Here is a 25,869-nt window from a genome sequence, read left to right on the forward strand (position 1 = left end):
CCATAGGAAACACCCATGAGCCGCTACTCGATATTCAGCCTGCTGCGCAACGGCATGTCGTATCACGAGAACTGGGAACGCCAGTGGCGAAGTCCCGAGCCGAAGCGCGAGTACGACGTCGTGATCGTCGGCGGCGGCGGTCATGGTCTCGCGACCGCGTATTACCTCGCGAAAGAGCACGGCATCACGAACGTCGCGATTCTCGAGAAGGGATGGATCGGCGGCGGCAATACCGCGCGCAACACGACCATCGTGCGCTCGAACTATCTGTGGGACGAATCGGCTGCGCTGTATGAGAAAGCGATGAAGCTGTGGGAAGGCCTCTCGCAAGACCTCAACTACAACGTGATGTTCTCGCAGCGCGGCGTGATGAATCTCGCGCACACGCTGCAGGACGTGCGCGACACCGAGCGCCGCGTGAACGCGAACCGCCTGAATGGCGTCGATGCCGAGTTCCTCACGCCGCAGCAGATCAAGGAAATCGAGCCGACGATCAATCTCAACAGCCGCTATCCGGTGCTGGGCGCGTCGATTCAGCGTCGCGGCGGCGTCGCGCGTCACGATGCGGTCGCGTGGGGCTTCGCGCGCGGCGCGGACCAGGCGGGCGTCGACATCATCCAGAACTGCCAGGTGGTGGGCATTCGCCGTGACGGCAATCAGGTGACGGGCGTCGATACGACCAAGGGCTTCATCAAGGCGAAGAAGGTCGCGATCGTCGCGGCGGGCAACACGACGACGCTCGCGGACATGGCCGGCGTGCGTCTGCCGCTCGAAAGCCATCCGCTGCAGGCGCTCGTGTCGGAGCCGATCAAGCCGGTCGTGAACACGGTCGTGATGTCCAACGCGGTGCACGCGTACATCAGCCAGTCCGACAAGGGCGATCTCGTGATCGGCGCGGGCGTTGATCAGTACACGGGCTTCGGTCAGCGCGGCAGCTTCCACATCATCGAAGGCACGCTGGAAGCGATCGTCGAAATGTTCCCGGTGTTCTCGCGCGTGCGCATGAATCGCCAGTGGGGCGGCATCGTCGATGTCTCGCCGGATGCGTGCCCGATCATCTCCAAGACCGACGTGAAGGGGCTCTACTTCAACTGCGGCTGGGGCACGGGCGGCTTCAAGGCGACGCCGGGCTCGGGCTGGGCCTACGCGCACACGATCGCGAAGGACGAGCCGCATGCGTTGAACGCGCCGTTCTCGCTGGATCGCTTCTATACCGGTCATCTCATCGACGAACACGGCGCGGCTGCCGTGGCTCACTAACCGCATCGAGGAAAAGAAACATGTTGCTGATCGAATGCCCCTGGTGCGGGCCGCGCGCCGAAACCGAATTCTCGTGCGGCGGCCAAGCGGATATTGCACGTCCGCTCGACACGGAAAAGCTCACCGACCGCGAATGGGGCGACTACCTCTTCATGCGCAAGAATCCGCGCGGCGTGCATCGCGAGCAATGGATGCACGCGCAAGGCTGCCGCCGCTGGTTCAAGGCGCAGCGCGACACGGTGAGTTATGAAATCCAGGGCTACGAGACGTTCGACCGTCCGCTGGCTGTGATGCAAGACAACGGAGGCACGTCGAAATGAGCCAGAAAGACCGACTCGGCGTAGGCGGCCGCATCAATCGCGCGATCCCCGTCACCTTCACGTTCAACGGCAAGACGTATCAGGGCTATGAAGGCGATACGCTCGCATCCGCGCTGCTCGCGAACGGCGAGCGCTTCATTGCGCGCAGCTGGAAATACCACCGTCCGCGCGGGATCGTCACCGCGGGCGTGGAAGAACCGAATGCAGTCGTGCAACTCGAAACCGGCGCGTACACGGTGCCGAATGCCCGTGCGACGGAAGTCGAGCTGTATCAGGGTCTCGTCGCGGCGAGCGTGAACGCGAAGCCGAGCATCGAGAACGATCGCATGGCGGTCAATCAGAAGATCGCGCGCTTTATTCCCGCGGGCTTCTACTACAAGACGTTCATGTGGCCGCGCAAGCTCTGGCCGAAGTACGAAGAAGTGATCCGCGACGCGGCGGGCCTCGGCGAAGCGCCGAAGCATCTCGACGCCGATCGCTACGACAAGTGCTTCGCGCACTGCGATGTGCTCGTGGTCGGCGGCGGCCCTTCGGGTCTTGCGGCGGCGCATGCGGCCGGCATGTCGGGCGCGCGCGTGATTCTGGTCGACGATCAGCGCGAACTCGGCGGCTCGCTGCTGTCATGCCGCGCGGAGATCGATGGCAAGCCCGCAATGCAATGGGTGCAGAAGATCGAAGCCGAACTGCGCAAAATGCCTGACGTGAAGGTTCTTTCGCGCAGCACGGCGTTCGGCTATCAGGATCACAACCTCGTCACGATCACGCAGCGCCTGACGGAGCATTTGCCCGTGTCGCGGCGCAAGGGCACGCGTGAACTGATGTGGAAAGTGCGTGCGAAACGCGTGGTGCTCGCGACCGGCGCGCACGAGCGTCCGATCGTCTTCGGCAATAACGATCTGCCCGGTGTGATGCTCGCATCGGCGGTGTCGACGTATCTGCATCGCTATGCGGTGCTGCCCGGCCGTCGCGCCGTCGTCTTCACGAACAACGACGACGCGTATCAATGCGCGCTCGATCTGAAGACCGCAGGCGCCGACGTGACCGTCGTCGATCCGCGTCCGGCCGAATCGAAAGGCACGTTGCCCGCGGCGGCGCGTCGCTATGGCGTGCGCGTGATGAACAACGCGGTGATCACCGTGGCGCGCGGCAAGCTGCGTGTCGCGTCGGTGGAAGTGGCTTCGTATGCGAAGGGTGAGATCGGCCAGAAGCAGACGGAACTGCAATGCGATCTCGTCGCGATGTCGGGCGGCTGGAGCCCGGTGCTGCACCTCTTCGCGCAATCGGGCGGCAAGGCGCACTGGCACGACGAGAAGGCGTGCTTCGTTCCGGGCAAGGCGATGCAACTGGAAAGCAGCGTCGGCGCATGCGCGGGCGAGTTCTCGCTGGCGCGCGGCATCCGTCTCGGCGGCGATGCGGGCGTGGAAGCGGCGCGTGCGGCGGGTCATATCGTCGTGAAGCCGAATGCCGTGCAGGTCGCTGAAATCGTCGAAGCGCCGATGATGCCGCTGTGGATCGTCGGGAACCGGGACATGGCGACGCGCGGTCCCAAGCAGTTCGTCGATTTCCAGAACGATGTGTCCGCGGCGGACATCTATCTGGCGGCACGCGAAGGCTTCGAATCCGTCGAGCACGTGAAGCGCTATACGGCGATGGGCTTCGGCACCGACCAGGGCAAGCTCGGCAACATCAACGGCATGGCAATTCTCGCGCAGGCGCTCGGCAAGACGATTCCCGAGACCGGCACGACGACCTTCCGCCCGAACTACACGCCTGTCACGTTCGGCACGTTCGCGGGCCGCGAGCTCGGCGAGTTTCTCGATCCGGTACGCAAGACCGCGATTCACGAATGGCACGTCGAGAACGGCGCGATGTTCGAGGATGTCGGCAACTGGAAGCGTCCCTGGTATTACCCGAAGGCCGGCGAGGACATGCACGCGGCGGTCGCGCGTGAATCGCTCGCGGTGCGTCAGAGCGTCGGCATTCTCGATGCATCGACGCTCGGCAAGATCGACATTCAGGGCCCGGACTCCGCGAAGCTGCTGAACTGGATGTACACGAATCCATGGAGCAAGCTCGAAGTCGGCAAATGCCGCTATGGCCTGATGCTCGACGAGAACGGCATGATCTTCGACGACGGCGTCACGGTGCGCCTCGGCGAACAGCACTACATGATGACGACGACCACCGGCGGTGCGGCGCGCGTGCTGACGTGGCTCGAACGCTGGCTGCAGACAGAATGGCCCGACATGCGCGTGCGTCTCGCATCGGTGACGGATCACTGGGCAACGTTCGCGGTCGTCGGCCCGAACAGCCGCAAGGTGCTGCAGAAGGTGTGTCACGACATCGACTTCGCGAACGCGGCGTTCCCGTTCATGAGCTATCGCGATGGCACGGTCGCGGGCGCATCGGCGCGCGTGATGCGCATCAGCTTCTCGGGCGAGCTCGCTTATGAGGTGAACGTGCCGGCGAACGTCGGACGCGCGGTGTGGGAAGCGCTCATGCTTGCGGGCGCGGAATTCGACATCACGCCGTACGGCACGGAAACGATGCACGTGCTGCGCGCGGAAAAGGGCTACATCATCGTCGGACAGGATACGGACGGTTCGATGACGCCGTACGACCTCGGCATGGGCGGGTTGGTCGCGAAGTCGAAGGACTTCATCGGCAAGCGTTCGCTGACGCGATCGGATACGGCGAAGCCCGGGCGCAAGCAGTTCGTCGGCCTCCTGACCGATGATCCTTCGTTCGTGCTGCCCGAGGGCGCGCAGATCGTCGCGGGTCCGTTCCACGGCGATACCGCGCCGATGCTCGGTCACGTCACGTCGAGCTATTACAGCCCTATTTTGAAGCGCTCGATTGCATTGGCCGTGGTGAAGGGCGGCCTCGAAAAGATCGGCGAATCGGTCATGATTCCGCTCGCGAACGGCAAGCGGATCAACGCGAAAATCACCAGTTCGGTGTTCTACGACAGCGAAGGAGCACGTCAGCATGTTGAATGAAATCAAAGCTTCCGCCACGGTCGTCGATCGTGCCATGAGCGGGCAAGGTGTGTGGCAGGAGTCCCCGCTCGTCGGCGCCGATGCGTTGATGAAAGCGCATCAGAGCGGCTCGCCGAAGAAGTTTCGCCTGACCGAGCGGCCGTTTCTCGAACTCGTGAACGTGCGCGGCGATACGCGCGATCCGGCCTTCGTCAGGGCGGTGCAGAACGTGATCGGCTGTGTGCCGCCCGAGAAGGCGAACACCATTGCGCGCGCCAACGGCTACACGATGCTGTGGCTCGGCCCGGATGAATGGCTCGTGCATTCGGATACCGCGCACGACGCATCGCGCACCGCACCGCTCGAAGCGAAACTGCGCGAGGCGTTCGTCGGCCAGTTCTCGGCGGCGGTGGATATCGGCAGCGGTTATACGGTGCTCGAGATCGATGGCCCGAAGACGCGTGAAGTGCTTTCGCGCGGCTGCCCGCTCGATCTGCATCCGAAGATCTTCGGCGAAGGACAGTGCGCGCAGAGCCATTATTTCAAGGCTTCAGTGACGCTCGTGCCGCTGGGCGGCGATCGCTTCGAGATCATCGTGCGCCGCAGCTTCGCGGACTACTTCGTGAAGATCATGCTCGATGCCGCCGAGCCGCTGCTCTCATGAAGCCGTTCGAGCCGCTCGAAGCAGGTGGACGGGGCTGGCGCGTTGTCGTCGATGAACTGATCGTGAAGACGCGCGTCGGCCTGTACGAGCATGAGCATGAGGGGCCGCAACCCGTGTGCATCGATGCGAGCCTGTGCTATCGCGGGATGCCGCATGAATCGGACGATGGGTTGATCGACTACGAGGCGTGGTGCAATCGCGTGAGCGCGTTTCTCGAGACGAAGACGCATACGCGCTTGCTCGAGACGCTCGCGGTGGAGATCGCGGCGCTGTCGTTCGAGCAATGGCCCGCGCTGGATGCGCTCACGCTCTCGCTGCACAAGCCGAAGATCCGGGAAGGCACGAAGCGCCTCGGTCTCGAACTCGACTGGCGGCGCGCGGATTTCGATGCGTGGCGGATGAACGTCGGCGCGCAACATACGTTCGTGCGATGAACGCGTCGCGCGATGCCGCCGCGCGGCTTTCCGCGCGCACGTTCCAGAAGCGTGATGCGGACGCGGCGCTTGCGTTGCTTGAGCGGAGCATTGCGTTGAAGCATCGGAGGATCGCGTTGATCCGATATCTGCACGCGCAGTTTCTCGATGCGCCGCTGGAGGCGCGGCATCATGAGTACGTGAAGGGGATTGCGGCGCGATTGAGTGCGGAGGCGGTGATGCGCGTTGTGGCGGCGGCGCGGGGGCGTTTTGAGGGTGAGGGGGCGTGATGGGATTTGGGTGTTGCAAGTTGCGGTGTGTCTCGGCGCACGCGGAGGAACCCTCCGGACTTCAGGCTGGCGAGCGGCGGCATTAACGGTGTATCTACGCACGCGTGGAGGAACCTCAGCGATGTGCTGGTGAGGTGCGACTGGATAGGGTCTATCTCCGCACACGCGGAGGAACCTCAGCCGATCGGCCGCTCGGAACCTTGTAGACGGGTCTATCTCCGCACACGCGGAGGAACCAAGCGGCCGCCGCCCACAAGCACGTCATAACCGGGTCTATCTCCGCACACGCGGAGGAACCCCGATGCGAAGGGTGTGATGCGACCGCAACTCGGGTCTATCTCCGCACACGCGGAGGAACCGAACCACATTAAGCGCTCCGGACTCGCCCTCAGGGTCTATCTCCGCACACGCGGAGGAACCGCGATACAGAGGGCCGAGATACTCCCGTCCACGGGTCTGTCTCCGCACACGCGGAGGAACCTGTTCGAAGCGGAATTACCGTCGCGTGCCCGCGGGTCTATCTCCGCACACGCGGAGGAACCAAAGTCGGGCGATGCGGGCGTCTCGGGCGTGAGGGTCTATCTCCGCACACGCGGAGGAACCTCGAGCACGCGTTTCGTGATGCTGTTCTGGATGGGTCTATCTCCGCACACGCGGAGGAACCAAGGAATCTGAATGGGATCAGAAGGAGCTTACGGGTCTATCTCCGCACACGCGGAGGAACCGTCGTAGTCGAGCGTGCACGGTTCTTCGGCCAAGGTCTATCTCCGCACACGCGGAGGAACCCTGCAGAATGCCTTCTGCGCCTTTCGCGACAACGGTCTATCTCCGCACACGCGGAGGAACCCGTGGGCATGGCAAGGGATTAACTGATATGCCGGGTCTATCTCCGCACACGCGGAGGAACCAGCAACGCGACTGCTGACCCGATCGAGTACCTGGGTCTATCTCCGCACACGCGGAGGAACCTGTAGCGACCGCCGAAAACACGGGCATGGAAAAGGTCTATCTCCGCACACGCGGAGGAACCGACGATTTCCTGCGCAAATTCCCGCAAGGTCCGGGTCTATCTCCGCACACGCGGAGGAACCGTCGAGCACGTGACAAAATAAAAAGTGCAAAAGGGTCTATCTCCGCACACGCGGAGGAACCTGGGTGTAGAGCTTCGTGCCGTTCTGAATCGACGGTCTATCTCCGCACACGCGGAGGAACCGATTTGTCTGGGGCCCTAAAGATCGCGAAGCAAGGTCTCTCTCCGCACACGCGGAGGAACCCGAGGTCGAGCTCGTTGAGCGTGCGCTCACCGGGGTCTATCTCCGCACACGCGGAGGAACCGGGCGACGAGAGAGACGCTCACGCTGCCTTCCGGGTCTATCTCCGCACACGCGGAGGAACCCCGACCGGATACTCGAGGTCGGCCCAATGCCCGGGTCTATCTCCGCACACGCGGAGGAACCGGCGTGATGATGTCCATGTCCACCCATCCCACGGGTCTATCTCCGCACACGCGGAGGAACCGACAACACTTATGCGGACATGACGCTGGACACGGGTCTATCTCCGCACACGCGGAGGAACCCTGGCGAAGAACGTGCGGTGCTCGTTCCCTCACGGTCTATCTCCGCACACGCGGAGGAACCATGCTCAAGTCGATCCGCCAGCGCCGCGGTGAGGGTCTATCTCCGCACACGCGGAGGAACCGATGACGCCGGCCTATATGGCTGCGTGCTTCCGGGTCTATCTCCGCACACGCGGAGGAACCCGACCACACCAGAATGCAGCGCGACGCGGGCATGGTCTATCTCCGCACACGCGGAGGAACCATCCTCTACCGCGCGTGCGCGAAGGATGCCGAGGGTCTATCTCCGCACATGCGGAGGAACCAGTTCGTCCAGACTGCCGATATCGCCTTTCCAGGGTCTATCTCCGCACACGCGGAGGAACCTCGCCGGAACAGTCGAGCCTCAACAAACCGCTGGGTCTATCTCCGCACACGCGGAGGAACCAAGCCAAGCCACAGCGGAGAGCCGCCCCCCCAGGGTCTATCTCCGCACACGCGGAGGAACCCCGCCGACGGTTCCGGTGCCGCGCGGCGCCACGGGTCTATCTCCGCACACGCGGAGGAACCCACCTCTTCCCAGACCTGTGACCGGAGATCCCGGGTCTATCTCCGCACACGCGGAGGAACCTGAAGCAAGTGGCGGCTGTGGATAACTCGGTCGGGTCTATCTCCGCACACGCGGAGGAACCCTGGAATGCCGCCGCCATGACGCGGTCCTGTGCGGTCTATCTCCGCACACGCGGAGGAACCTACGCCGAGCAGGTCAGCAAGCAATGCTTCTGCGGTCTATCTCCGCACACGCGGAGGAACCCGGACAAGAGCTTTCTCGGCAACGCGTCGGAAAGGTCTATCTCCGCACACGCGGAGGAACCTGTCGTATCGCTCATTCAGTCTGGCTCGGTGAGGGTCTATCTCCGCACACGCGGAGGAACCTCTCCCACTTACTTTCATGATTTAAAAGAACAAACGACCGATTCGATGTTCCGAACAGGCCAGCCGGCCGAGAGTATGGCGAGTGGCCCGCTGGCTGTCAAACATAGAAACGCTGAACTGCCGCGCCACGCTCATGCAGGACCCCGCCGTATGCAGCATGCAGATCGCACGCACGATTTAGGCGGATTCGTATGGAATTACCTACGCTCGAAAAGTAAAAAGATAGTCATCCAAAACAAAAAACGATCACTGCGTGACATAGAGGCAACCGCACGTGATCAGAGAGCGCATGCGAACAGAGACAAACAAGAGCGATACTTTCGTCGCGTGGGGCAAGCGGCCGAGAGACGGAGACGAGCACTCGCTCTTCCATCCGCTTTGCGATCACATGCTGGATGTGGCGGCGTGCTTCATGGCGATCGCGCATTGCGGGCGCATTCGCGACGCCTTGAGCGTCAGCGCCGGTCGGTCATTGAGCGAGCAGGATGTCGAGCGGCTCACAGCACTTGCCTATCTGCACGACTTCGGAAAGGCCAATAGCGGCTTTCAGGCGAAACGATGGAAAGGCCCCGCGCCGCGCGAATGGCCGCAGAAAGCAGGACACGGCGTGGAGGCGCTCCACGCGTTCCACTGCGGTGGAGCACCGCTTTCAGAACTGCCCATCGAAGCGATATCGACATGGGGCGGCGGTGTGTATGAACTTCTGCTGGCGAGCCTGGGCCACCACGGTCGTCCCCTCAAGGATCCATCGGGAATCGATCCGCTGATATGGCGGCCCGTGCGCGATGCCGCCGGTCGCGATCTCTACAGTCCTGCCATCGCGCTGAAGGAAATCGGCGCTGCCTTGCGTCAGCACTTTCCACTGGCATTCGACTCGGGCGGCGAGCCGCTCCCGTCCACGCCCGCGTTCGTTCATCTGTTCGCGGGCCTCGTGCAATTGGCCGACTGGCTCGGTTCCGATCTGCGCTTCTTCGAGTACGGCACGCCAGGCTCCGCGCGCGCGCTGAAAGACGCGCTCGATCGGGCATCGAAGGCGATTGCATCTATCGGACTCGAAACCTCGGCGCTGCGCGCGCAGCTGATTCGCGAAGGATTCTCTTTCCAGTCCGCTTTCGAAGTCGATGCGCCACGCCCGGTTCAAAGCGCGCTCGGAGAGGAAGAACTCGGCCCGCTTCTCATCCTCGAATCGGAAACCGGTAGCGGCAAGACCGAAGCCGCGCTGTGGCGCTTCGCGAAGCTCTTCGAGGCCGGCAAGGTCGATTCGCTGTATTTCGCGCTGCCTACGCGCGTGGCCGCCGCTCAGGTTTATGAGCGCGTGCGCAAGTTCGTCGCGCGTCTCTGGCCGAAGAACGCGCCGGTCGTCGTGCGTGCCCTGCCGGGCTACGAAAGCGCGGATGGCAATGAAAAATTCGCCTTGCCGGACTTTCAGGTCTTGTGGGCCGATCATCCCGACGATGCGACGGCGCACCAGCGCTGGGCCGCCGAGTCGCCGAAGCGGTTTCTCGCGGCGACGATCGCCGTCGGCACGATCGATCAGGCGTTGCTCGCGGCGCTGCAAGTGCGTCATGCGCATCTGCGTCATGCGGCGCTTTGCCGGTCCTTGCTCGTCGTCGACGAAGTGCACGCGTCCGACGCCTACATGTCGCAAGTGCTGGAGCAACTCCTCAAGGCGCATGTCGCCACGGGCGGCCATGCGCTGCTTTTGTCCGCCACGCTCGGTTCAGGTCAGCGCGCGCGGTTTCAGCGCATCGCGAGCGGGGGCGGGGAAGTCGCTGTGCCAGATATCGAAGAAGCCGTGCGATCGCCGTACCCCGCGCTCACGGACGGTGGAACCGTTCGAGGATTGCCCGGCTCCGGAAGATCGAAGACGGTCCACTGGCAAACACTCGACGCAATCGACGATCACGAGCGCATCGCCCAACTCGCATTCGATGCCGCGAAGCAAGGCGCGCGCGTATTGATCGTCCGCAACACCGTACCGGCCGCAATCGCGACACAAAAGGCGGTGGAAGCGTTGGTCGACGCATCCGGCGATCGCGCATGGCTGTTCGATCTCGAGGGCGTCCCGACGCTGCATCACAGCCGCTTCAGCCGGCAGGACAGGCCGTGTCTCGATGCGCGCGTCGAAAAGCGCGTCGGCAAGGTGCGCGAGGCAATGCAGGCGTGCATCGTCGTTGGCACGCAGACGCTCGAGCAAAGCCTCGATATCGACGCGGACATGCTCATTACAGATATCTGTCCGATGGACGTGCTGTTGCAGCGCATCGGCCGCTTGCATCGGCACGAACGCAAAGGCGAGGATCGCCGGCCGAAGGGTTTCGAAGAAGCGCGCGCTTGGGTGCTCATACCGGCGAGCGGTTCCTTCGAAGCGTGCCTTCAGGTGCCGCGCAATGGCCTCGGCCCGCTGAAAGACGGCGGCGGCGTCTATCCCGACTTGCGCATGATCGAAGCGACGCGACGTCTGATCTGCGAGCAGCCGAGCCGCGTGATTCCGCGCGAAAACCGCAGCCTCGTGGAGCGCGCGACACATCCCGATTGCCTGCATTCGATACAAAAAGAACTCGGCGCATCGTGGGAGCAACTTGCGCAACAGCTCGAAGGCGGCACGAGCGCCAAGCGAATAACCGCGCGACTCAATGTGCTTTCCTACGACGCGCGTTTCGATGAAGCCGGGTTCCCTGACGGCGACGAGCACATCGCCACGCGTCTTGGCGCGGCCGACCGTCTCGTCGAGTTCGAACCGCCTGAGCCGGGGCCGTTCGGCGCGGAGGTGCGCCAGATCGCCATCCGTCATCACATGCTGTCACCCCGGCTCGACGCAGACGCGAAGCCGGATTCGATCGTCCGTCACGACGGAGGTTTCGAATTTGCCTTGGGCGCCGCTCGCTATTCGTACACCCGGTTCGGTATCGAGAAGATCGGCGCGCGCAAAGTTTAGAGCCCATTCATGCACATCCAATTCAGCTTGCTCGATCAAGCGCTGATCCGCTACCGGACCAGCAATCGACAGGAACGGTACGCGACGCTGCCGGAACTGCTGATCGCGTTCAACAATGACGAGGTGAGCGATTTTCCCGCGCTGCGTCCGCATCAGCGTCATCCGTGGCATGCGTTTCTCGTGCAGCTTGCGGCGATCGCGCTTCATGCGGCGAAGCGCGATACGCCCTTCGAAACCGCCGGCGAATGGCGCACGGCATTGCTTGCACTGACGCCCGACGATAGCGACGGCGCGGCGTTCTCGCTCGTCGCACCGGACGATCGCCCAGCCTTCTTGCAGGCGCCGTGTGAGCGTGGGGCATCGCGCACGTGGAAGAAGTGCCTTGCAACGCCCGACGCGCTCGACATGCTGGTGACATCGAAGAATCACGACCTCAAGGCCCAACGCATGGCTCATGCACAAGCCGAGGACTGGATCTACGCGCTCGTCAGCCTGCAGACACAAGATGGCTTTCTTGGTGCGGGCAACTATGGCATTTCGCGCATGAACGGCGGCTTCGCCAGTCGTCCGGCGTTCGGTGTGGTGCCGATCGGCCGCTGGGGGAAGCGCTGGGCGCGTGACGTCCGGCTTCTGCTTCGCAATCGCAACCAGATTGTGGAGATGTTCGAGTTGAAGGAAAAAGACGGCATCGCGCTCGTGTGGCTTCAGCCTTGGGACGGCGCGAGCAGCCTTTCCTTCGACCAACTCGATCCCTTCTATATCGAAGTGTGCCGGCGCGTGCGTATTCAGGCGCACGGCGAAACGTTCGCCGCCATCGCCACGACCAGCAAGACCACGCGCATCGCCGCGAAGGAACGGTGCGGCAAGACGGGCGATGCCTGGACGCCGATCGAGGCCGCCGAGGGCAAGGCGCTGTCGATCACGGCGAGAGGCTTCGATTACAAACTCGCGAGCGCGCTTGCGTTCTCGAGTGAATACAAGCCGACCATCACGCAAAATGTGCAGGAAGACGATGCAAAAGAAGGCCTCGTCATCCTCGCTCAAGCTATCGCGCGCGGTAAGGGAAAGACCGAGGGATATCACGAAAGACGCATTCCGATTACGACGAAGATGCGCGACTTGATGCTGCGGCAAAGCAGCGATGAGGTCGCCAAGGTGGCACAAGAGCGCATCACGGCAATCAGCGATGTCCGCAAGACGCTTTGGGGCGCGTTGTGTGCGCTCCTGGGCAACGACGCTCAGAACGTGAGCGACGAGATCAAGAACAAAGCGGGCAAGTTTGCGAGCGCGTTCGAGCAAGGCGAAGACCAGCGATTCTTCGACGATCTCGGCAAGGAGATCGAAGCCGACGACCGGGACGGTGAGCACGACCAATGGCTCCTTGCGATCGTCGATCGCGCCGCCGCAGTGCTGGAGCAAGCATTCGTCGCGGGACCGCGCAGCGCGGAACGCGTCTATCGCGCTCGAGGCGCGGCGCTTTCGCGTTTTCACGGTTTCTTGCGTTCAGAGAAAGCGCCGAATCGAATCGCTCGCGTGTTGAAAGACCGCGATGAAGCGCGTAAAGCCGCGCAATCCGAATCGTTCGAAGGGGATTCAGATGACTCAAATTGAAGGCGTCGCGCCGCAAACATGGCGCGTCTCGAGCAATCAGGCACAAACGCTCGCCCGTTTCATCGAAGCCGGAAGACAAGGCGAAGGCGCGCTGAAGGCGGACCATGTCGCGCTCAAGCGTCTCAACCCGGATGCGGAGTCGCTGACGGTGCAACAGATTGCGGCCCTCACGCGCGCTTTGCAGCGTGCGAAAGTGGATTGCGAACAATTGAGCGTCGAGGGCTGGAAGCGATGGGCCGTGATCGTGAACGGCATCGCGCTGACGGGTCATCACATGCCGAAGGATGGCGAGAGCAAGGCGAACGCACGATTCGGATTCCAGTTGAGGCGCGCAGGCGTGTCAGATGCGCGCGTCACCCGGCTTTTCAACGCGCGTGGCGATGCGTTTTTCCCACTGCTGCAGCGTGCTCTTCGCATGATGCAAAGCAGGAATGTCGAGCCGAACTGGGCCGAACTGGGCACCTTCGTCCTGAACGAAAGCGCGGAACATTCCAAGGGAAAGCGTTGGGCGGAAGCGCTGCGCATCCGGTTCGTCCATGACCATGCCAGCGCCAGCCCCGAAGGCGCAAAGAAGCCGTGACCGCCGGCACGCAGACAAACGCCTACTCAATCAGCAACCGAAGGACCGAACATGACTCACCCGCGCTTCATCCAGATTCACACGCTGCAAAGCTACTCCGCCGCGCTTCTCAACCGTGACGATTCCGGCCTCGCGAAACGCCTTCCGATGGGCGATGCCATCCGCACGCGTATTTCATCGCAATGTCTCAAACGGCACTGGCGCACGGCCGACGATCACCACTCGCTGGCGACGCTCGGCGTGCCGATGGCCGTCCGTTCGCGCATCACGCTCACGATGATCCGCGACGAACTGATCAGGCAGAACGTGCCCGAGGCCCTTGCTCAAACCGCGGCCGAGGCCTTGCGCGATGCAGGCTTGCTCGACAAGGGCGGAAAGAAGCTCAAGGGAAAGGATGCGTTGGAAACCGGGCAGGCCGTTCTGCTCGGCAAGGCGGAAATCGACTATCTCGTGCAGCGTTGCGCGACGCTGGCGCGAGAATGCCAGGAGGAGGCGGCCTTGACATCAGCGGTCGCCGGCTTCCTCAAGGAGGAGAAGGCGAACATCGAAGCGCTCAAGCACGGCAGCGGTCTCGAGTCGGCGCTCTTCGGTCGCATGGTCACGTCGGATATCCTCGCGTCGCGCGATGCCGCAGTGTATGTCGCGCACGCGTTCACCGTGCACGAAGCGCAGGTGGAGAACGACTATTTCACCGTCGTCGACGACCTCTTGCGCGAAACCGGCGAACGCGGCTCAGCAGGCCTCTTCGACACGGAACTCGCGTCCGGTCTCTACTATGGTTATGTCGTCGTGGATGTGCCTCAACTGGTGGCGAATCTCGAAGGTATCGGCATGGCGGAGTGCTTTTCGGCGCATCCCGAGCGGCGCGAACTGGCAGGACGGGTCGTCAACAACCTGCTGCATCTGATCGCGACCGTCAGTCCCGGCGCGAAGCGCGGTTCGACAGCGCCATTCGGTCACGCGAGCCTGATGCTCGTCGAAACGGGTGACTGGCAGCCGCGCAGTCTCGCGGGCGCTTTCGAAACGGCGCTGAAGCTGAAGGGCGCGAATATCCGCGAGCACGCAATCAGGCAACTCGCGCGGGAAATCGACAAGCACGACGCGGCATATGGGGCGCCGCTCGATCGCCGGTATCTCGCGCTCGATGACGAGACGCCGATGCCGAAGGCCCAACGCCTCTCACTCGATCAACTCGGCAAGTGGGTTCAGAACCGCATCGTCGAGGGCGCGTGACATGTCCCGACATCTGCTGATGCGCTTGCGCGCACCGCTCGTGTCGTTCGGCGGCGAAACGATCGACAGCAACGGCGTGATCCGCGACTTTCCCGCGCTGTCGATGGTGACGGGCCTGATCGCCAATGCGCTCGGTTACGATCGCGGCGACTTCGCTTCGCACGACCGGTTGCAGGCGCGCATCGTGATGGGCACGCGGCTCGATGACGGCGGCACGCGGCTCGTCGATTTTCAGACAGCGCAGCTCGGCAAGCGCGACGAGGCATGGACGACGCGTCGTGAGCCCGAGACGCGTCAGGGCGACTCGTACGAGGGCCCGCATTTGCGTCATCGCGAGTATCACGCGGATCTCGACGCGCTCATCGCCATGCGGCTCGAACCGGCGGACGAGAAACCGACGCTCGATGACATCGCGGCCGCGCTCGATCGGCCGAAGCGTCCGCTTTTCATCGGCCGCAAGCCTTGTCTGCCGATGACGCGCGTGTTCATCGACATCATCGATGCCGACGACATACTCGACGCGCTGCAACAGACCGCTGCGCCGGACCTGCCCGAGTTCCGCGTTCAATTGCCCGAAGGCGAGGGCACGCCGCGTCAGTCGCGATGGCAGGACGTATGCGACGAACGCAACTGGAAGACTGGCGTTCACGGCGGCTGGCGGCGCGTGCTCGAAGGGAGCGGCCCAACACGGGTGACGCCTGCAGCGAATTCATCGAACTTGGCGGAACGATCCGTATGACCGTCTTCAACTTGATGCACTGCCAACCCGATTCGCGCAAGCTCGTGCTGTGGGCCTCGCGGCAAGGCTGGTTGCCGGCGGGCGGCGATCTCGGCTATGCATTGCATGCGGCGCTCCATCTCGTGTTCGGTGAGCGCGCGCCGAAGCCTTTTTACTATCGCGATGCGCGCGCGGGACTGCTGGCCTACACGCAAAGCGAGGCTGAACAACTGCACGAGGCGGCCGCGATGTGCGCGGCGCCCGATCTCGCCGACGCACTGGGTCTCGACGCAGGGCCGCGAAGTCCCGGCCTGTGCGTGCGTGCGTTTCCGCATCGCTGGGACGCGGGCCGCGTGCTGGGTTTCGAGGTCCGCGTGCGGCCCACGCGCCGTAACAGTTACGTAGAGAATGATCGCAAGCACGCGAGCGAGCGCGATGCGTATCGCGAAGACGAAGCGCGCATGGAGGACCAGCAGCCCCTGCCGCGCGAGGCCGTCTATGCACAGTGGCTCGCCGAGCAATTCGAGACCAGTCGCGCCGCGAAGCTGGTCGAAGCGCGCATGACGCGCTTTCAGCTCACGCCGGTCTTGCGCCGGACACAGTCGAGCGAGCAGGGGTACGGAGGCCGCAAGCCGCACACCATCGTCGGTCCGGATGCCACGTTCAGCGGGCACGTTCGCGTCGAGGATACGGACGCGTTCGCAAGCCTGCTCATGCGCGGCGTCGGGCGTCATCGTGCGTTCGGGTTCGGCATGTTGCTGCTCAAGCCGGCGTCGATATCGGCATGAGTCGCGCAACACGCCCGTGCTGAAGGGTCGCCTCGGACTCGACACTTCGCGCGTTCCGCATGTGGATCGTCACGGTCTCGTGTGGCTCGAGCGCGGTGAGTTGAACGTGATCGACGGATGCCTGCATTTTTCGAGCGGGAAATATGTCGATCAGATTCCGCATCAGTCGGTGTCGATGATTCTGCTCGGCCAGGGCAGCAGCGTGACGCACGACGCACTGCGTCTGCTCGCCCGTCATGGGACGCTGCTCGCGGCGGTGGGCGTCGACGGAGTGCGTACCTACACCGCGCCGCCGTTGATGCCGGACCGTTCGAGCGTCGCGCGCCGGCAAGCGGAACTGTGGGGCAGCCCGCGACGGCGCTTGAGCGTCGCGCGGCACATGTATGCGCTGCGTCTGGGCGAAGTGCTGCCGCATCGCGATCTCGACACGCTTCGCGGCATCGAAGGCGCGCGCGTGAAGACGATCTATCGGCTGCGGGCGCAGCAGTTCGGCATCGACTGGGACGGGCGTCGTTATGACCGTGCGAATCCCGAAGCCACCGATCTGCCGAATCAGGCGATCAATCATGCAGCGACGGCGGTGCAGGCGGCGGCCGCCATCGCTGTGCAGGCGCTGGCTGCGATACCGCAGCTCGGATTCATCCACGAGGATTCGGGGCAAGCGTTCGTGCTCGATATCGCCGATCTTTTTCGCGATGACATCACGCTTTCGATAGCGTTCGCCGCCGTAAAGGAAGCCGGGCGAAACGATCAGACGATCGACCGTCTGGTGCGGCGCGAGGCGGCGCGGGTGTTTCGCAAAAAGGCGGTCATTCCCGCGATGATCGATCGCGTGAAGCAAGTGCTGCGTCTGGACGAGAAGCTGGAGGAGAACGATGGCGCTGGTCGTGGTAGTGACGCGTGATGTGGCGGACCGGTTTCGCGGATTTCTTGCCTCGGTGATGCTGGATGTCTCGGCGGGGGTGTATGTCGCGCCGCGCATGAACAAGGGCGTGCGCGAACGGACCTGGTCAGTGCTTGCCGATTGGCACGGACACGAGCCGCGAGGCAGTGTGGTGATGGTTTGGCGGGATCTGGATGCGGTCGGTGGTATCGGGATCGCGCATCTCGGTGCGCCGCCGCGAGAGCTTGTCGATGTCGATGGGATGTATGTCGTGCGGCGGTTGATGGCGTAGGTGCGCGTATTGTTCTTTGAAAATTCGGCGTTTGAGATTGGATCAGAAGGGGGATTTTGCGTTTCTGGTCATGGGGTTATGAGGTAGAGGTTCCTCCGCGTGTGCGGAGATAGACCCAAAGGCACTTGCGCGCGTGGAGAGATGGCGCGGGTTCCTCCGCGTGTGCGGAGATAGACCCAGGACCGTGGCCAGCGCGGTCATCAGCCCCCAGGTTCCTCCGCGTGTGCGGAGATAGACCTCTGCGTCAGACCGGCAAAAACTTGCGTCTGCGGGTTCCTCCGCGTGTGCGGAGATAGACCCCAGAGGAGCGGAAGGGGAGAGGCTTTTTCACCGGTTCCTCCGCGTGTGCGGAGATAGACCGCTCTACGAACGCCTAACCGCGCTCAACATTGCGGTTCCTCCGCGTGTGCGGAGATAGACCGTGCCGGGCGTCACGCGTGCGTGGGTCGCGCCGGGTTCCTCCGCGTGTGCGGAGATAGACCCGTGATACCGTCTTTCTCTGCCACGGACGAGACGGTTCCTCCGCGTGTGCGGAGATAGACCTGAGGACGATGCCGAGGCTTTGATCGCAGAAAAGGTTCCTCCGCGTGTGCGGAGATAGAGCCAGGTTGACATGACCGACCCGCTCAAGAGCGAGATTCCTCCGCGTATGCGGAAACATCCCCCACCTCCCCCCGCGCCCGCTTCCCCCCCGCCACAAAATAAGGCGTCGCCACGCGCCCCAACGCCTCCCTTCCCCGAATCCGATCCGCGATCTTCTCCGCCAACATGATCGTCGGCGCATTGAGATTCCCGGTCGTGATCTGCGGCATGATCGACGCATCCAAGACGCGCAATCCTTCCATCCCATGCACGCGTCCCTCCCCATCGACGACAGCCATATCGTCGTAGCCCATCTTGCACGAACAGGAAGGGTGATAAGCCGTCTCCGCCTTCGCTCTCACGAAGGCATCGAGTTCCGCATCGCTTTTCAGGTCATCGGAAGGATGAAGCTCGCGCCCCCGATACCGCGCGAGCGCAGGCTGACGCATGATCTCCCGCGTGATGCGAATCGCATCGCGGAACTCGCGCCAGTCGAGCGGATCGGCCATGTAGTTGAAAAGAATGCCCGGATGCGCATGCGGATCGCGTGACTTGAGCTTCACGCGCCCGCGGCTCGGCGAGCGCATCGATCCGACGTGCGCCTGAAATCCGTGCATCTTGATCGGATTCGATCCGTTGTAGTTGATCGCCACCGGCAAGAAGTGATACTGAATGTTCGGCCACGGGTCGTCGTCGCGTGTGCGGATGAACCCGCCCGCTTCGAACTGATTGCTCGCGCCGATGCCCGTGCCGTTCAGCATCCACTCGAGGCCGATCGCCGGCTGATTCCACCACTGCAACGCCGGATACAAGGAGACAGGCTCCTTGCATTCGTATTGCATGTACATCTCCAGGTGATCCTGCAAGTTCTCACCGACACCCGGCAGATCGTGCACCACGGGAATCTCCAGCTCCCTGAGCCACGCCGGCCGCCCCACGCCCGAGCGTTGCAGCAATTGCGGCGAAGCAATCGCGCCGCTGCACACGAGCACCTCGCGCCGCACATGCGCCGTGACACGCTGCCCGCCGTGCAGATACGCGACGCCGATTGCACGCTTGCCCGCGAACACCACGCGGTCGGTGGTTGCATGCGTAACGATCGTGAGATTCGCGCGATGCTTCGCGCGATCCAGATACCCGCGCGCCGTGCTCGCACGCCGTCCGTTCGCAGTCACAGTGCGATCCATCGGGCCGAAACCTTCTTGCTGATAACCGTTCAGATCCTCGGTGCGCGGATAACCCGCCTGCACGCCGGCCTCGACCATCGCGGCGAAAAGCGGATTGTTGCCGGGCTTGCTCGTCGTCACATGCACGGGGCCATCGCCGCCGTGATACGCATTCGGACCGATATCGCGTGTCTCCGCCTTCCGAAAATACGGCAGGCAGTCGAGATAGCTCCAGTCATCGAGCCCCGGCTGCGCGGCCCAGTTATCGTAATCGAGCGCATTGCCGCGGATATAGCACATGCCATTGATGAGCGACGATCCGCCCAGCCCCTTGCCGCGCCCACATTCCATGCGGCGGTTGTTCATATGCGGCTCGGGCTCGGTTTCATACGCCCAGTTATAGCGCCGCCCCTGAAGCGGATATGCCAGCGCCGCGGGCATCTGCGTGCGAAAGTCGAAGCGATAGTCCGGCCCGCCCGCTTCGAGCAGCAGCACGCTCACGTCCTCGTCTTCGGTGAGGCGCGACGCGAGCACGTTGCCCGCCGATCCCGCGCCGACGATGATGTAGTCGTATTCTTTCGCGCTCATCGCAAATACTCCTTAAAACACGGGCTGATAGGGGCCGAGCTCGACCTGCACGGACTTGATGCGCGTATAGGCATGCAGCGTGACGATGCCGTTCTCTCGCCCGATGCCCGATTGCTTGTAGCCGCCCACGGGCATTTCCGCCGGCGATTCACCCCACGTATTGATCCAGCAAATGCCCGCCTGAAGCCGATGAATCACGCGATGCGCGCGCGACAGGTTCTCCGTCACGACACCGGCCGCAAGACCGTAATCCGTATCGTTGGCGCGCGCGATGACTTCGCTTTCGTCATCGAACGCGAGAATGCTCATCACGGGTCCGAAGATTTCCTCGCGCACGATGCGCATGTCGTCGCGACAATCGGCGAAGACGGTCGGCTCGACATACTGGCCGGAAGCGAAGATGCCATCGGTCATGCGCGAACCGCCCGCGACGAGCCGCGCGCCTTCGCGCTTGCCGCTCTCGATGAAGCCGAGCACCTTCCGCAATTGCGCTGCGCTCACGAGCGGCCCGAAGTTGGTATCCGGATCATCGGGTGCGCCGATGCGAATGCGCTTCACGCGCGCCAGAACCAGCGCTTCGAATTCATCCATGACACCGCGCGCCACGAACACGCGCGTGCCGTTCGTGCACACCTGTCCCGAGCTGAAGAAGTTCGCGCTCATCGCGATATCGGCGGCGCGTTCGAGGTTGGCATCGTCGAAGACGATGAGCGGCGACTTGCCGCCCAGTTCCATCGTCACTTCCTTGAGCGTCGAGCCGCCCGCGTGGGCCATCACCTTCTTTCCCGTTTCGACGCCGCCCGTGAACGAAATCTTGTCGATGCCGGCATGTTCGGCGAGCATCGCACCGACCCGGCCATCGCCCTGCACGACGTTGAAGACGCCCGCGGGCACGCCCGCTTCGGTATAGATTTCGGCAAGCTTCAACGCGGTCAGCGGCGTGACTTCGCTCGGCTTGAAGATCATCGCGTTGCCCGCGGCGAGCGCGGGCGCGGACTTCCAGCACGCGATCTGAATCGGGTAATTCCACGCGCCGATGCCCGCGCACACGCCGAGCGGTTCGCGCCGCGTATAGACGAACGACGATTCGCGCAGCGGAATCTGCTCGCCTTCGATGGCCGTCGCAAGCCCCGCGTAATACTCGATGACATCCGCGCCCGTGACGATATCGACCGTGCGCGTCTCGGCGATCGGCTTGCCGGTATCGCGCGTTTCGATCGCGGCGAGCTCGTCGTTGCGCGCGCGAAGCAGGTCGACCGCGCGGCGCAGGATGCGCGAGCGCTGCATCGCGGTCATCGCGGCCCATTCGCGCTGGCCCTCACTCGCCGAGCGCACCGCGCGATCGATATCCGCCTGCGACGCCTGCTGCACGCGCGCGAGCGTTTCGCCGGTCGCGGGATCGAGCGTGTCGAAGGTTTCGCCGCTCGTCGCATCGACGTATTCGCCGCCGATATAAAGCCGTTGCTCTCCGAATGCGGACATGTCGCGCTCCTTCAAAAGTGATGGACTCAACCGCGCGCTTCCAGCACGAGGTCGATGTAGTCGTAGGCGAGCCGCAGCGCGCCCTTCGTATCGAACGGTTCGCCCGCGAGCGCGCCGCGCAGCCACAGGCCGTCGATCAGCGCGGCGAGGCCGCTCGCGGCACGGCGCGCGGCCGGCTTCGGCAATGCTCGCGCGAAATCCGCGCACAGATTCGAATTCAGACGCCGGGTGTTCACGCGTTGCAGCCGCCGCAGCTCCGGCTTGTGCATGCTCTCCGACCAGAAGGCGAGCCACGTCTTCATGACCGGCCCGTTCACCTGTTCGACGTCGAAATTCGCGGCGACGACCGCGCGCAGCTTCGAGCGCGGATCGGGCTTCGCGGCCTTGCGGCGGCGTGACGTGCCCTGCCACAGCGAGCGCAGCACATGACGCATCGTGGCTTCGAGCAGGCCATCCTTGTCGCCGAAGTAGTGACTGACGATTCCCGTCGACGTACTCGCGCGCTGCGCGACCGAGGCGAGCGTCGCGCCCGCGAGCCCCGACTGGTCGATGGTGTGCAACGTGGCGTCGATGAGTTGTGCGCGGCGGATCTCGCGCATTCCGAGCTTGGGCATGGCGGTTCTGTAGCAGACGAGTTGCGCCGATACTAGGTTTTTTATTTTGAACGGTCAATCAATAAAAACCGGGTCGAAAGGATTTCGGGGCGCGATGTCGGTTTCAGTCAAACGCGCGTCGCATTGAGTGACAGTCGCGGCTTCGCGAGAGCGCTACCCTCGTTTCACGGGCGCGATGAGGCAACGATGAGCCAAAGGAGTGCGGCGGACTCGTCGCGCGTGCCGTCCACGAATCATGGAGACGATCAATGAGCAGCAATCGCGGCGTCGTTTATCTGGGGCAGGGCAAGGTCGAGGTGCAATCCATCGACTATCCGAAAATGGTGGATCCACGCGGCCGCGACATCGGCCACGGCGTCATTCTGAAAGTAGTCAGCACCAATATTTGCGGTTCGGACCAGCACATGGTGCGCGGCCGGACGACTGCGCAGGTCGGTCTCGTGCTCGGCCACGAGATCACGGGCGAAGTCATCGAAGTGGGGCGCGATGTGGAGACGCTCGCGGTCGGCGATCTCGTGTCGGTGCCCTTCAATGTCGCTTGCGGCCGTTGCCCGACCTGCAAGGCGCAGCACACGGGCGTGTGCCTGAACGTGAATCCGTCGCGCGCGGGCGGCGCGTACGGCTATGTCGATATGGGCGGGTGGATCGGCGGCCAGGCGGAATACGTGATGGTTCCGTACGCGGACTTCAATCTGCTGAACTTTCCGGACAAGGCCCAGGCGATGTCGAAGATCCGCGACCTCACCTGCCTCTCCGACATTCTTCCGACGGGTTATCACGGCGCGGTGATGGCGGGCGTCGGGCCGGGCTCGACGGTGTATATCGCGGGCGCGGGCCCGGTCGGCATGGCGGCGGCGGCATCGGCGCGCCTGCTGGGTGCGGCGTGCACGATCGTCGGCGACATGAACGAGGAGCGTCTTGCGCACGCGCGTGCGATGGGCTTCGAGACGATCAACCTGTCGAACGACGCGACGCTCGGCGAGCAGATCGAGCAGATTCTGGGCAAGCCGGAAGTGGACTGCGCGGTGGATTGCGTGGGCTTCGAGGCGCATGGCCACGGCAGCGACAGCGGCCACGAAGCGCCCGCGACGGTGCTCAATTCGCTGATGGAGATCACGAAGGCGGCGGGCGCAATCGGCATTCCGGGTCTCTACGTGACCGACGATCCCGGCGCCGTAGACGCCGCCGCGAGGAAAGGCAGCCTGAGCATCCGCTTCGGCCTCGGCTGGGCGAAGTCGCACTCGTTCCATACCGGGCAGACGCCGGTCATGAAGTACAACCGCAATCTGATGCAGGCGATTCTGTGGGACCGGTTGCCGATTGCGGATATCGTCAATGTGACGGTCGTGTCGCTCGATGAAGCGCCGGACGGTTATCGCAAGTTTGATGGCGGTGCGCCGCGGAAATTCGTCATCGATCCGCATGGGTTGTTGAAGGCGGCTTGAGGGTAGCGCCCCCGGAGGTTGTTTTGCTGCGGGGGCAGTTGGCCGTGTTTGTTGGTCTATTAGCATTGCCCCGGAGAGGGGCTTTTGCGCGCAAGAAATCGCCGTGCGACGGAGTTTAACGCTTCCGTAAAAAAGCGCACGCGGGATTCCGCCGTATTCTTTCAAGTCCGGCGCGTGGTTGCGCCGCGAACGGGTCTTGGCAGCTTGAAGCAATCCGCACCGGCACGGCAAGCTTTAATCACGTCTTGCTCCACGGCTTGCGCGCCGTGCGTGGCTGGTTCATCTGGGTCGAGGCGGCATCGCGCGGCGTGCGCGAAGACTTGCACAGGCGCAGCTTCGTTGCGGTCGCATTCATCACGCGCGCCGCGTCCTTCACAAGACCTACGGCGTATTCCCCTGAACTAGCGGAAATCAAGCCAAAAACGCCATCCTGCGAACAAAAATCGGCGTCATACTTGACGCATGAAGGCCGATTATCTCCGCACCGCGCTTTCCGTCCGCCTCGCGCGCCCCGATGACGCCGCCGAGATCGCGCGCATCCACGTCAAGGCCTGGCAGGCCGCTTATCGTTCGATCTTTCCCGCCGAATTTCTCGATTCCCTCTCCATCGCGAAGCGTCGCGCGCTATGGACCGCCTTGATCGCACGCGGCACGCCACGTGTGATGCTTGCGCAACGCAACGACATCCTGCTGGGCTGGATCGCATGGGGACCGTCGCGCGACCACGACAAAGGCAGCACGGACGCCGAAATCGAAGCCATCTACGTCGATCCGGCGCATTGGCGCAAGGGCGCAGGCAGGATGTTGATCGACGAGGCCATCAACGCCGCGGCGAGCGAAGGCTATCGGGAAATGACGCTCTGGGCGCTGGAAGAAAACGCGCACGGCCTGCGCTTTTATAAGGCACTCGGCTTTGCGCTGGATGGCGTGTTCCGCACGGAACGTGTCGGCGGATGCGAAGTCTGCGAAACGCGCCTTCACCTGAGGATCTGAGCGGCTCAGGCCACCATCGCAGGGACGGAAGACAACGACGGCACCTGTTTGCGCCGTTCGCGCGTCGGCGCCGTGCCGAACGCATCGCGATAGCTTTTCGAGAAATGACACGCCGACTGGAAGCCGCACGCCATCGTAATATGCATGATGGACATGTCGGTCTGCAGCAGCAGCTCGCGCGCGCGCCGCAGACGCAAGGTCAGGTAGTAATGCGTCGGCGTCATGCCGAGGTGCTCGCGGAATAGCCGCTGCAATTGCCGTTGCGACATGCCCGCGAGCCGCGCCAGTTCTTCGCGCGACAACGGCTCCTCGATGTTGTTCTCCATCAGCGAGATGACTTCGAAGAGCGACTTGTTCGCCGACCCGAGACGCGCCACCAGAGGCATGCGTTGCTGTGCGCTCGTATCCCGCACATGCTCGACGATGAACTGCTCGGCAATCTGCGTGACCCGCGCCGTGCCGACGCGCGCGGCGATCAGATTCAGCATCATGTCGAGCGGCGCGACGCCGCCCGTGCACGTCACGCGATCGCGGTCGATCACGAACAGCTCCTTGAGAAAGCGCGTGTCGGGAAACTCTTCCTTGAGCGCCGACATGTTCTCCCAGTGGATCGCGCACGCATAGCCGGCGAGCAGTCCCGCGCGCGCCAGGGCATAGGTGCCGGTGCAAAGCGAGCCGAGCACGCTGCCCGTGCGTGCGAAGCGGCGCAAGGCCGACAGATGCGCGGGCGTCGTCGAGCGCTGCACGTCGATGCCGCCGACCACGAACACGATGTCGGGCTGTCCCACGCAGTCCACCGGACCGGTATCGACGGAGAGCCCGTTGCTCGCCGTGACGGGCCCGCCGTCCGGACTCACGATCGACCATCGATAGAGCGGCTGCCCTGTCAGGTAGTTCGCCATGCGCAGGACTTCAACCGCATTCGTGAACGCGATCATCGTGAAGTTGGGAAGCGGCATGAACGCGAAGTGCGACAGCGACGCCGTGCGATCGGAGGACATGTGAGAACTGATTCCTTGGAATCTGATGTTTGACGCCGTCAATCGCGGCGCTTTACCACTTCTTCAATTTTGGTTTCGAGTGCAACTACCATGCCATCAGGCTAAACCCTGAGCCATGGAAGCCACCGTGCATGCTTTGCTGCGGGTACGCACTAGGGCGGGGCCATGTGTCGCGAGCCGCGCACTGCCTGAGCGCACGATCGTTCCGATGCAGTGCAGCAGAAAGAACGAATACATGCGCTACACCGAATCCGAATTCGCCACTTGTCGAAAACAGACGTGCATGTCGGAAAAGGCAAAGAACACGTCTGAATTCGTAAATTGACCGGCAGGGCGAAAGTCAAGAATAGACGCAACGACGAAGGAATCGATCAGGCGCTCCAAAGCGCGTCAGACCTTCGTCTTTCCCCTCTACCCGGCAACGCGGAGCACACCCAGATGAGCACCCTCCACAACGACAGCATCATCATCGACGGACTGAACATCTCGAAGTTCGAGCGCTCCGTGTTCGAGGACATGAGAAAGGGCGGCGTGAC

At 63.2% G+C, this 25,869-nt stretch carries 20 protein-coding genes, 1 pseudogene and 2 CRISPR repeat arrays; of the genes and pseudogenes, 17 read left to right on the plus strand and 4 right to left on the minus strand.

Annotated features, from left to right (window positions below; all coding sequences use genetic code 11):
• The first annotated feature begins 15 nt into the window (after positions 1 to 15).
• The 14 genes from NCT32_RS20960 (at position 16) to cas2e (ending at position 17,462) form a co-directional block, all read left to right on the plus strand.
• Positions 16 to 1,260: a sarcosine oxidase subunit beta family protein gene (locus NCT32_RS20960; RefSeq protein ID WP_061120455.1), complete on the plus strand. Its 1,245-nt coding sequence runs from the start codon at positions 16 to 18 to the stop codon at positions 1,258 to 1,260.
• Between the two features lie 20 nt (positions 1,261 to 1,280).
• Positions 1,281 to 1,580 (plus strand): sarcosine oxidase subunit delta, encoded by a 300-nt coding sequence (locus tag NCT32_RS20965; protein ID WP_250490504.1) that lies wholly within the window; start codon positions 1,281 to 1,283, stop codon positions 1,578 to 1,580.
• Positions 1,577 to 4,579, plus strand: a complete 3,003-nt coding sequence (locus NCT32_RS20970) for a sarcosine oxidase subunit alpha family protein (RefSeq protein ID WP_061120457.1) — start codon at positions 1,577 to 1,579, stop codon at positions 4,577 to 4,579. Before NCT32_RS20965 ends, NCT32_RS20970 begins: the two co-directional genes overlap by 4 nt.
• Positions 4,569 to 5,222, plus strand: a complete 654-nt coding sequence (locus NCT32_RS20975) for a sarcosine oxidase subunit gamma (RefSeq protein WP_061120458.1) — start codon at positions 4,569 to 4,571, stop codon at positions 5,220 to 5,222. Before NCT32_RS20970 ends, NCT32_RS20975 begins: the two co-directional genes overlap by 11 nt.
• Entirely contained in the window at positions 5,219 to 5,656 is a 438-nt protein-coding gene (locus tag NCT32_RS20980; protein WP_061120459.1) for a dihydroneopterin aldolase, read from the plus strand. Before NCT32_RS20975 ends, NCT32_RS20980 begins: the two co-directional genes overlap by 4 nt.
• Entirely contained in the window at positions 5,653 to 5,925 is a 273-nt protein-coding gene (locus NCT32_RS20985; protein ID WP_061120460.1) for a hypothetical protein, read from the plus strand. The genes NCT32_RS20980 and NCT32_RS20985 overlap by 4 nt, the downstream gene beginning before the upstream one ends.
• Positions 5,926 to 5,949: 24 nt before the next feature.
• Positions 5,950 to 8,419: direct repeats of the CRISPR family, unit length 28 nt; unit sequence GGTCTATCTCCGCACACGCGGAGGAACC.
• Positions 8,420 to 8,708: 289 nt separating this feature from the next.
• Complete coding sequence (locus NCT32_RS20990; protein WP_061120461.1) at positions 8,709 to 11,357, plus strand: CRISPR-associated helicase/endonuclease Cas3; 2,649 nt, start codon at positions 8,709 to 8,711, stop codon at positions 11,355 to 11,357.
• A 9-nt stretch (positions 11,358 to 11,366) separates the two neighbouring features.
• A complete protein-coding gene (casA, locus tag NCT32_RS20995; RefSeq protein ID WP_061120462.1) occupies positions 11,367 to 12,968 on the plus strand; it encodes a type I-E CRISPR-associated protein Cse1/CasA in 1,602 nt (533 codons plus the stop codon).
• Positions 12,955 to 13,548 (plus strand): type I-E CRISPR-associated protein Cse2/CasB, encoded by a 594-nt coding sequence (gene casB / locus NCT32_RS21000; RefSeq protein WP_061120463.1) that lies wholly within the window; start codon positions 12,955 to 12,957, stop codon positions 13,546 to 13,548. Before casA ends, casB begins: the two co-directional genes overlap by 14 nt.
• Before the next feature lie 51 nt (positions 13,549 to 13,599).
• A complete protein-coding gene (gene cas7e / locus NCT32_RS21005) occupies positions 13,600 to 14,781 on the plus strand; it encodes a type I-E CRISPR-associated protein Cas7/Cse4/CasC (RefSeq protein WP_061120464.1) in 1,182 nt (393 codons plus the stop codon).
• Position 14,782: 1 nt separating this feature from the next.
• Positions 14,783 to 15,520 carry a type I-E CRISPR-associated protein Cas5/CasD gene (cas5e, locus tag NCT32_RS21010; protein ID WP_061120465.1) on the plus strand — a complete coding sequence of 246 codons (738 nt, stop codon included), beginning with the start codon at positions 14,783 to 14,785 and terminating at the stop codon, positions 15,518 to 15,520.
• Complete coding sequence (gene cas6e, locus NCT32_RS21015) at positions 15,517 to 16,287, plus strand: type I-E CRISPR-associated protein Cas6/Cse3/CasE (RefSeq protein WP_061120466.1); 771 nt, start codon at positions 15,517 to 15,519, stop codon at positions 16,285 to 16,287. Before cas5e ends, cas6e begins: the two co-directional genes overlap by 4 nt.
• Positions 16,288 to 16,303: 16 nt before the next feature.
• Positions 16,304 to 17,191, plus strand: a complete 888-nt coding sequence (gene cas1e, locus NCT32_RS21020; protein WP_250490505.1) for a type I-E CRISPR-associated endonuclease Cas1e — start codon at positions 16,304 to 16,306, stop codon at positions 17,189 to 17,191.
• The gene (cas2e, locus tag NCT32_RS21025; protein WP_061120468.1) at positions 17,163 to 17,462 is read left to right on the plus strand and encodes a type I-E CRISPR-associated endoribonuclease Cas2e; all 300 of its coding nucleotides are present in this window, start codon (positions 17,163 to 17,165) and stop codon (positions 17,460 to 17,462) included. The genes cas1e and cas2e overlap by 29 nt, the downstream gene beginning before the upstream one ends.
• An 88-nt stretch (positions 17,463 to 17,550) precedes the next feature.
• Positions 17,551 to 18,066: a CRISPR direct-repeat array (repeat unit 28 nt; unit sequence GGTTCCTCCGCGTGTGCGGAGATAGACC).
• A gap of 22 nt (positions 18,067 to 18,088) precedes the next feature.
• Here the strand turns inward: cas2e and betA are convergent.
• The 3 genes from betA to betI are packed head-to-tail and all read right to left on the minus strand — an operon-like array spanning position 18,089 to position 21,894.
• Positions 18,089 to 19,798 carry a choline dehydrogenase gene (betA, locus tag NCT32_RS21030; RefSeq protein WP_409219300.1) on the minus strand — a complete coding sequence of 570 codons (1,710 nt, stop codon included), beginning with the start codon at positions 19,796 to 19,798 and terminating at the stop codon, positions 18,089 to 18,091.
• A 12-nt stretch (positions 19,799 to 19,810) separates the two neighbouring features.
• The gene (gene betB / locus NCT32_RS21035; RefSeq protein ID WP_061120469.1) at positions 19,811 to 21,280 is read right to left on the minus strand and encodes a betaine-aldehyde dehydrogenase; all 1,470 of its coding nucleotides are present in this window, start codon (positions 21,278 to 21,280) and stop codon (positions 19,811 to 19,813) included.
• Positions 21,281 to 21,306: 26 nt separating this feature from the next.
• Entirely contained in the window at positions 21,307 to 21,894 is a 588-nt protein-coding gene (gene betI / locus NCT32_RS21040) for a transcriptional regulator BetI (RefSeq protein ID WP_061120470.1), read from the minus strand.
• A gap of 248 nt (positions 21,895 to 22,142) precedes the next feature.
• On the opposite strand from betI, the gene fdhA reads away from it, so the two are divergent.
• Complete coding sequence (gene fdhA, locus NCT32_RS21045) at positions 22,143 to 23,339, plus strand: formaldehyde dehydrogenase, glutathione-independent (protein ID WP_061120471.1); 1,197 nt, start codon at positions 22,143 to 22,145, stop codon at positions 23,337 to 23,339.
• Positions 23,340 to 23,801: 462 nt separating this feature from the next.
• Positions 23,802 to 24,332, plus strand: a complete 531-nt coding sequence (locus NCT32_RS21050; protein WP_061120472.1) for a GNAT family N-acetyltransferase — start codon at positions 23,802 to 23,804, stop codon at positions 24,330 to 24,332.
• A 5-nt stretch (positions 24,333 to 24,337) separates the two neighbouring features.
• On the opposite strand, the gene NCT32_RS21055 is transcribed toward NCT32_RS21050, so the two are convergent.
• Positions 24,338 to 25,333 carry a GlxA family transcriptional regulator gene (locus NCT32_RS21055; RefSeq protein ID WP_061120473.1) on the minus strand — a complete coding sequence of 332 codons (996 nt, stop codon included), beginning with the start codon at positions 25,331 to 25,333 and terminating at the stop codon, positions 24,338 to 24,340.
• 438 nt (positions 25,334 to 25,771) lie between these two features.
• Here NCT32_RS21055 and NCT32_RS21060 point away from each other — a divergent pair.
• A pseudogene (locus NCT32_RS21060) lies at positions 25,772 to 25,869 on the plus strand (peptidase M19); the annotation flags it as partial.

Source organism: Caballeronia sp. INML2, assembly GCF_023631365.1.
Lineage (GTDB): Bacteria > Pseudomonadota > Gammaproteobacteria > Burkholderiales > Burkholderiaceae > Caballeronia > Caballeronia turbans.

Excerpts from the sequence above, each read along its gene's own strand:
- NCT32_RS20990 (WP_061120461.1), top strand. The coding sequence starts at position 8,709 with ATGCGAACAGAGACAAACAAGAGCGATACTTTCGTCGCGTGGGGCAAG.
- NCT32_RS20965 (WP_250490504.1), top strand. The coding sequence starts at position 1,281 with ATGTTGCTGATCGAATGCCCCTGGTGCGGGCCGCGCGCCGAAACCGAA.
- NCT32_RS21055 (WP_061120473.1), bottom strand. The coding sequence starts at position 25,333 with ATGTCCTCCGATCGCACGGCGTCGCTGTCGCACTTCGCGTTCATGCCG.
- betB (WP_061120469.1), bottom strand. The coding sequence starts at position 21,280 with ATGTCCGCATTCGGAGAGCAACGGCTTTATATCGGCGGCGAATACGTC.
- casA (WP_061120462.1), top strand. The coding sequence starts at position 11,367 with ATGCACATCCAATTCAGCTTGCTCGATCAAGCGCTGATCCGCTACCGG.
- betI (WP_061120470.1), bottom strand. The coding sequence starts at position 21,894 with ATGCCCAAGCTCGGAATGCGCGAGATCCGCCGCGCACAACTCATCGAC.
- casB (WP_061120463.1), top strand. The coding sequence starts at position 12,955 with ATGACTCAAATTGAAGGCGTCGCGCCGCAAACATGGCGCGTCTCGAGC.
- cas5e (WP_061120465.1), top strand. The coding sequence starts at position 14,783 with ATGTCCCGACATCTGCTGATGCGCTTGCGCGCACCGCTCGTGTCGTTC.
- betA (WP_409219300.1), bottom strand. The coding sequence starts at position 19,798 with ATGAGCGCGAAAGAATACGACTACATCATCGTCGGCGCGGGATCGGCG.
- cas7e (WP_061120464.1), top strand. The coding sequence starts at position 13,600 with ATGACTCACCCGCGCTTCATCCAGATTCACACGCTGCAAAGCTACTCC.
- NCT32_RS20980 (WP_061120459.1), top strand. The coding sequence starts at position 5,219 with ATGAAGCCGTTCGAGCCGCTCGAAGCAGGTGGACGGGGCTGGCGCGTT.
- cas2e (WP_061120468.1), top strand. The coding sequence starts at position 17,163 with ATGGCGCTGGTCGTGGTAGTGACGCGTGATGTGGCGGACCGGTTTCGC.
- NCT32_RS20975 (WP_061120458.1), top strand. The coding sequence starts at position 4,569 with ATGTTGAATGAAATCAAAGCTTCCGCCACGGTCGTCGATCGTGCCATG.
- NCT32_RS21050 (WP_061120472.1), top strand. The coding sequence starts at position 23,802 with ATGAAGGCCGATTATCTCCGCACCGCGCTTTCCGTCCGCCTCGCGCGC.
- NCT32_RS20960 (WP_061120455.1), top strand. The coding sequence starts at position 16 with ATGAGCCGCTACTCGATATTCAGCCTGCTGCGCAACGGCATGTCGTAT.
- NCT32_RS20985 (WP_061120460.1), top strand. The coding sequence starts at position 5,653 with ATGAACGCGTCGCGCGATGCCGCCGCGCGGCTTTCCGCGCGCACGTTC.
- NCT32_RS20970 (WP_061120457.1), top strand. The coding sequence starts at position 1,577 with ATGAGCCAGAAAGACCGACTCGGCGTAGGCGGCCGCATCAATCGCGCG.
- fdhA (WP_061120471.1), top strand. The coding sequence starts at position 22,143 with ATGAGCAGCAATCGCGGCGTCGTTTATCTGGGGCAGGGCAAGGTCGAG.
- cas6e (WP_061120466.1), top strand. The coding sequence starts at position 15,517 with ATGACCGTCTTCAACTTGATGCACTGCCAACCCGATTCGCGCAAGCTC.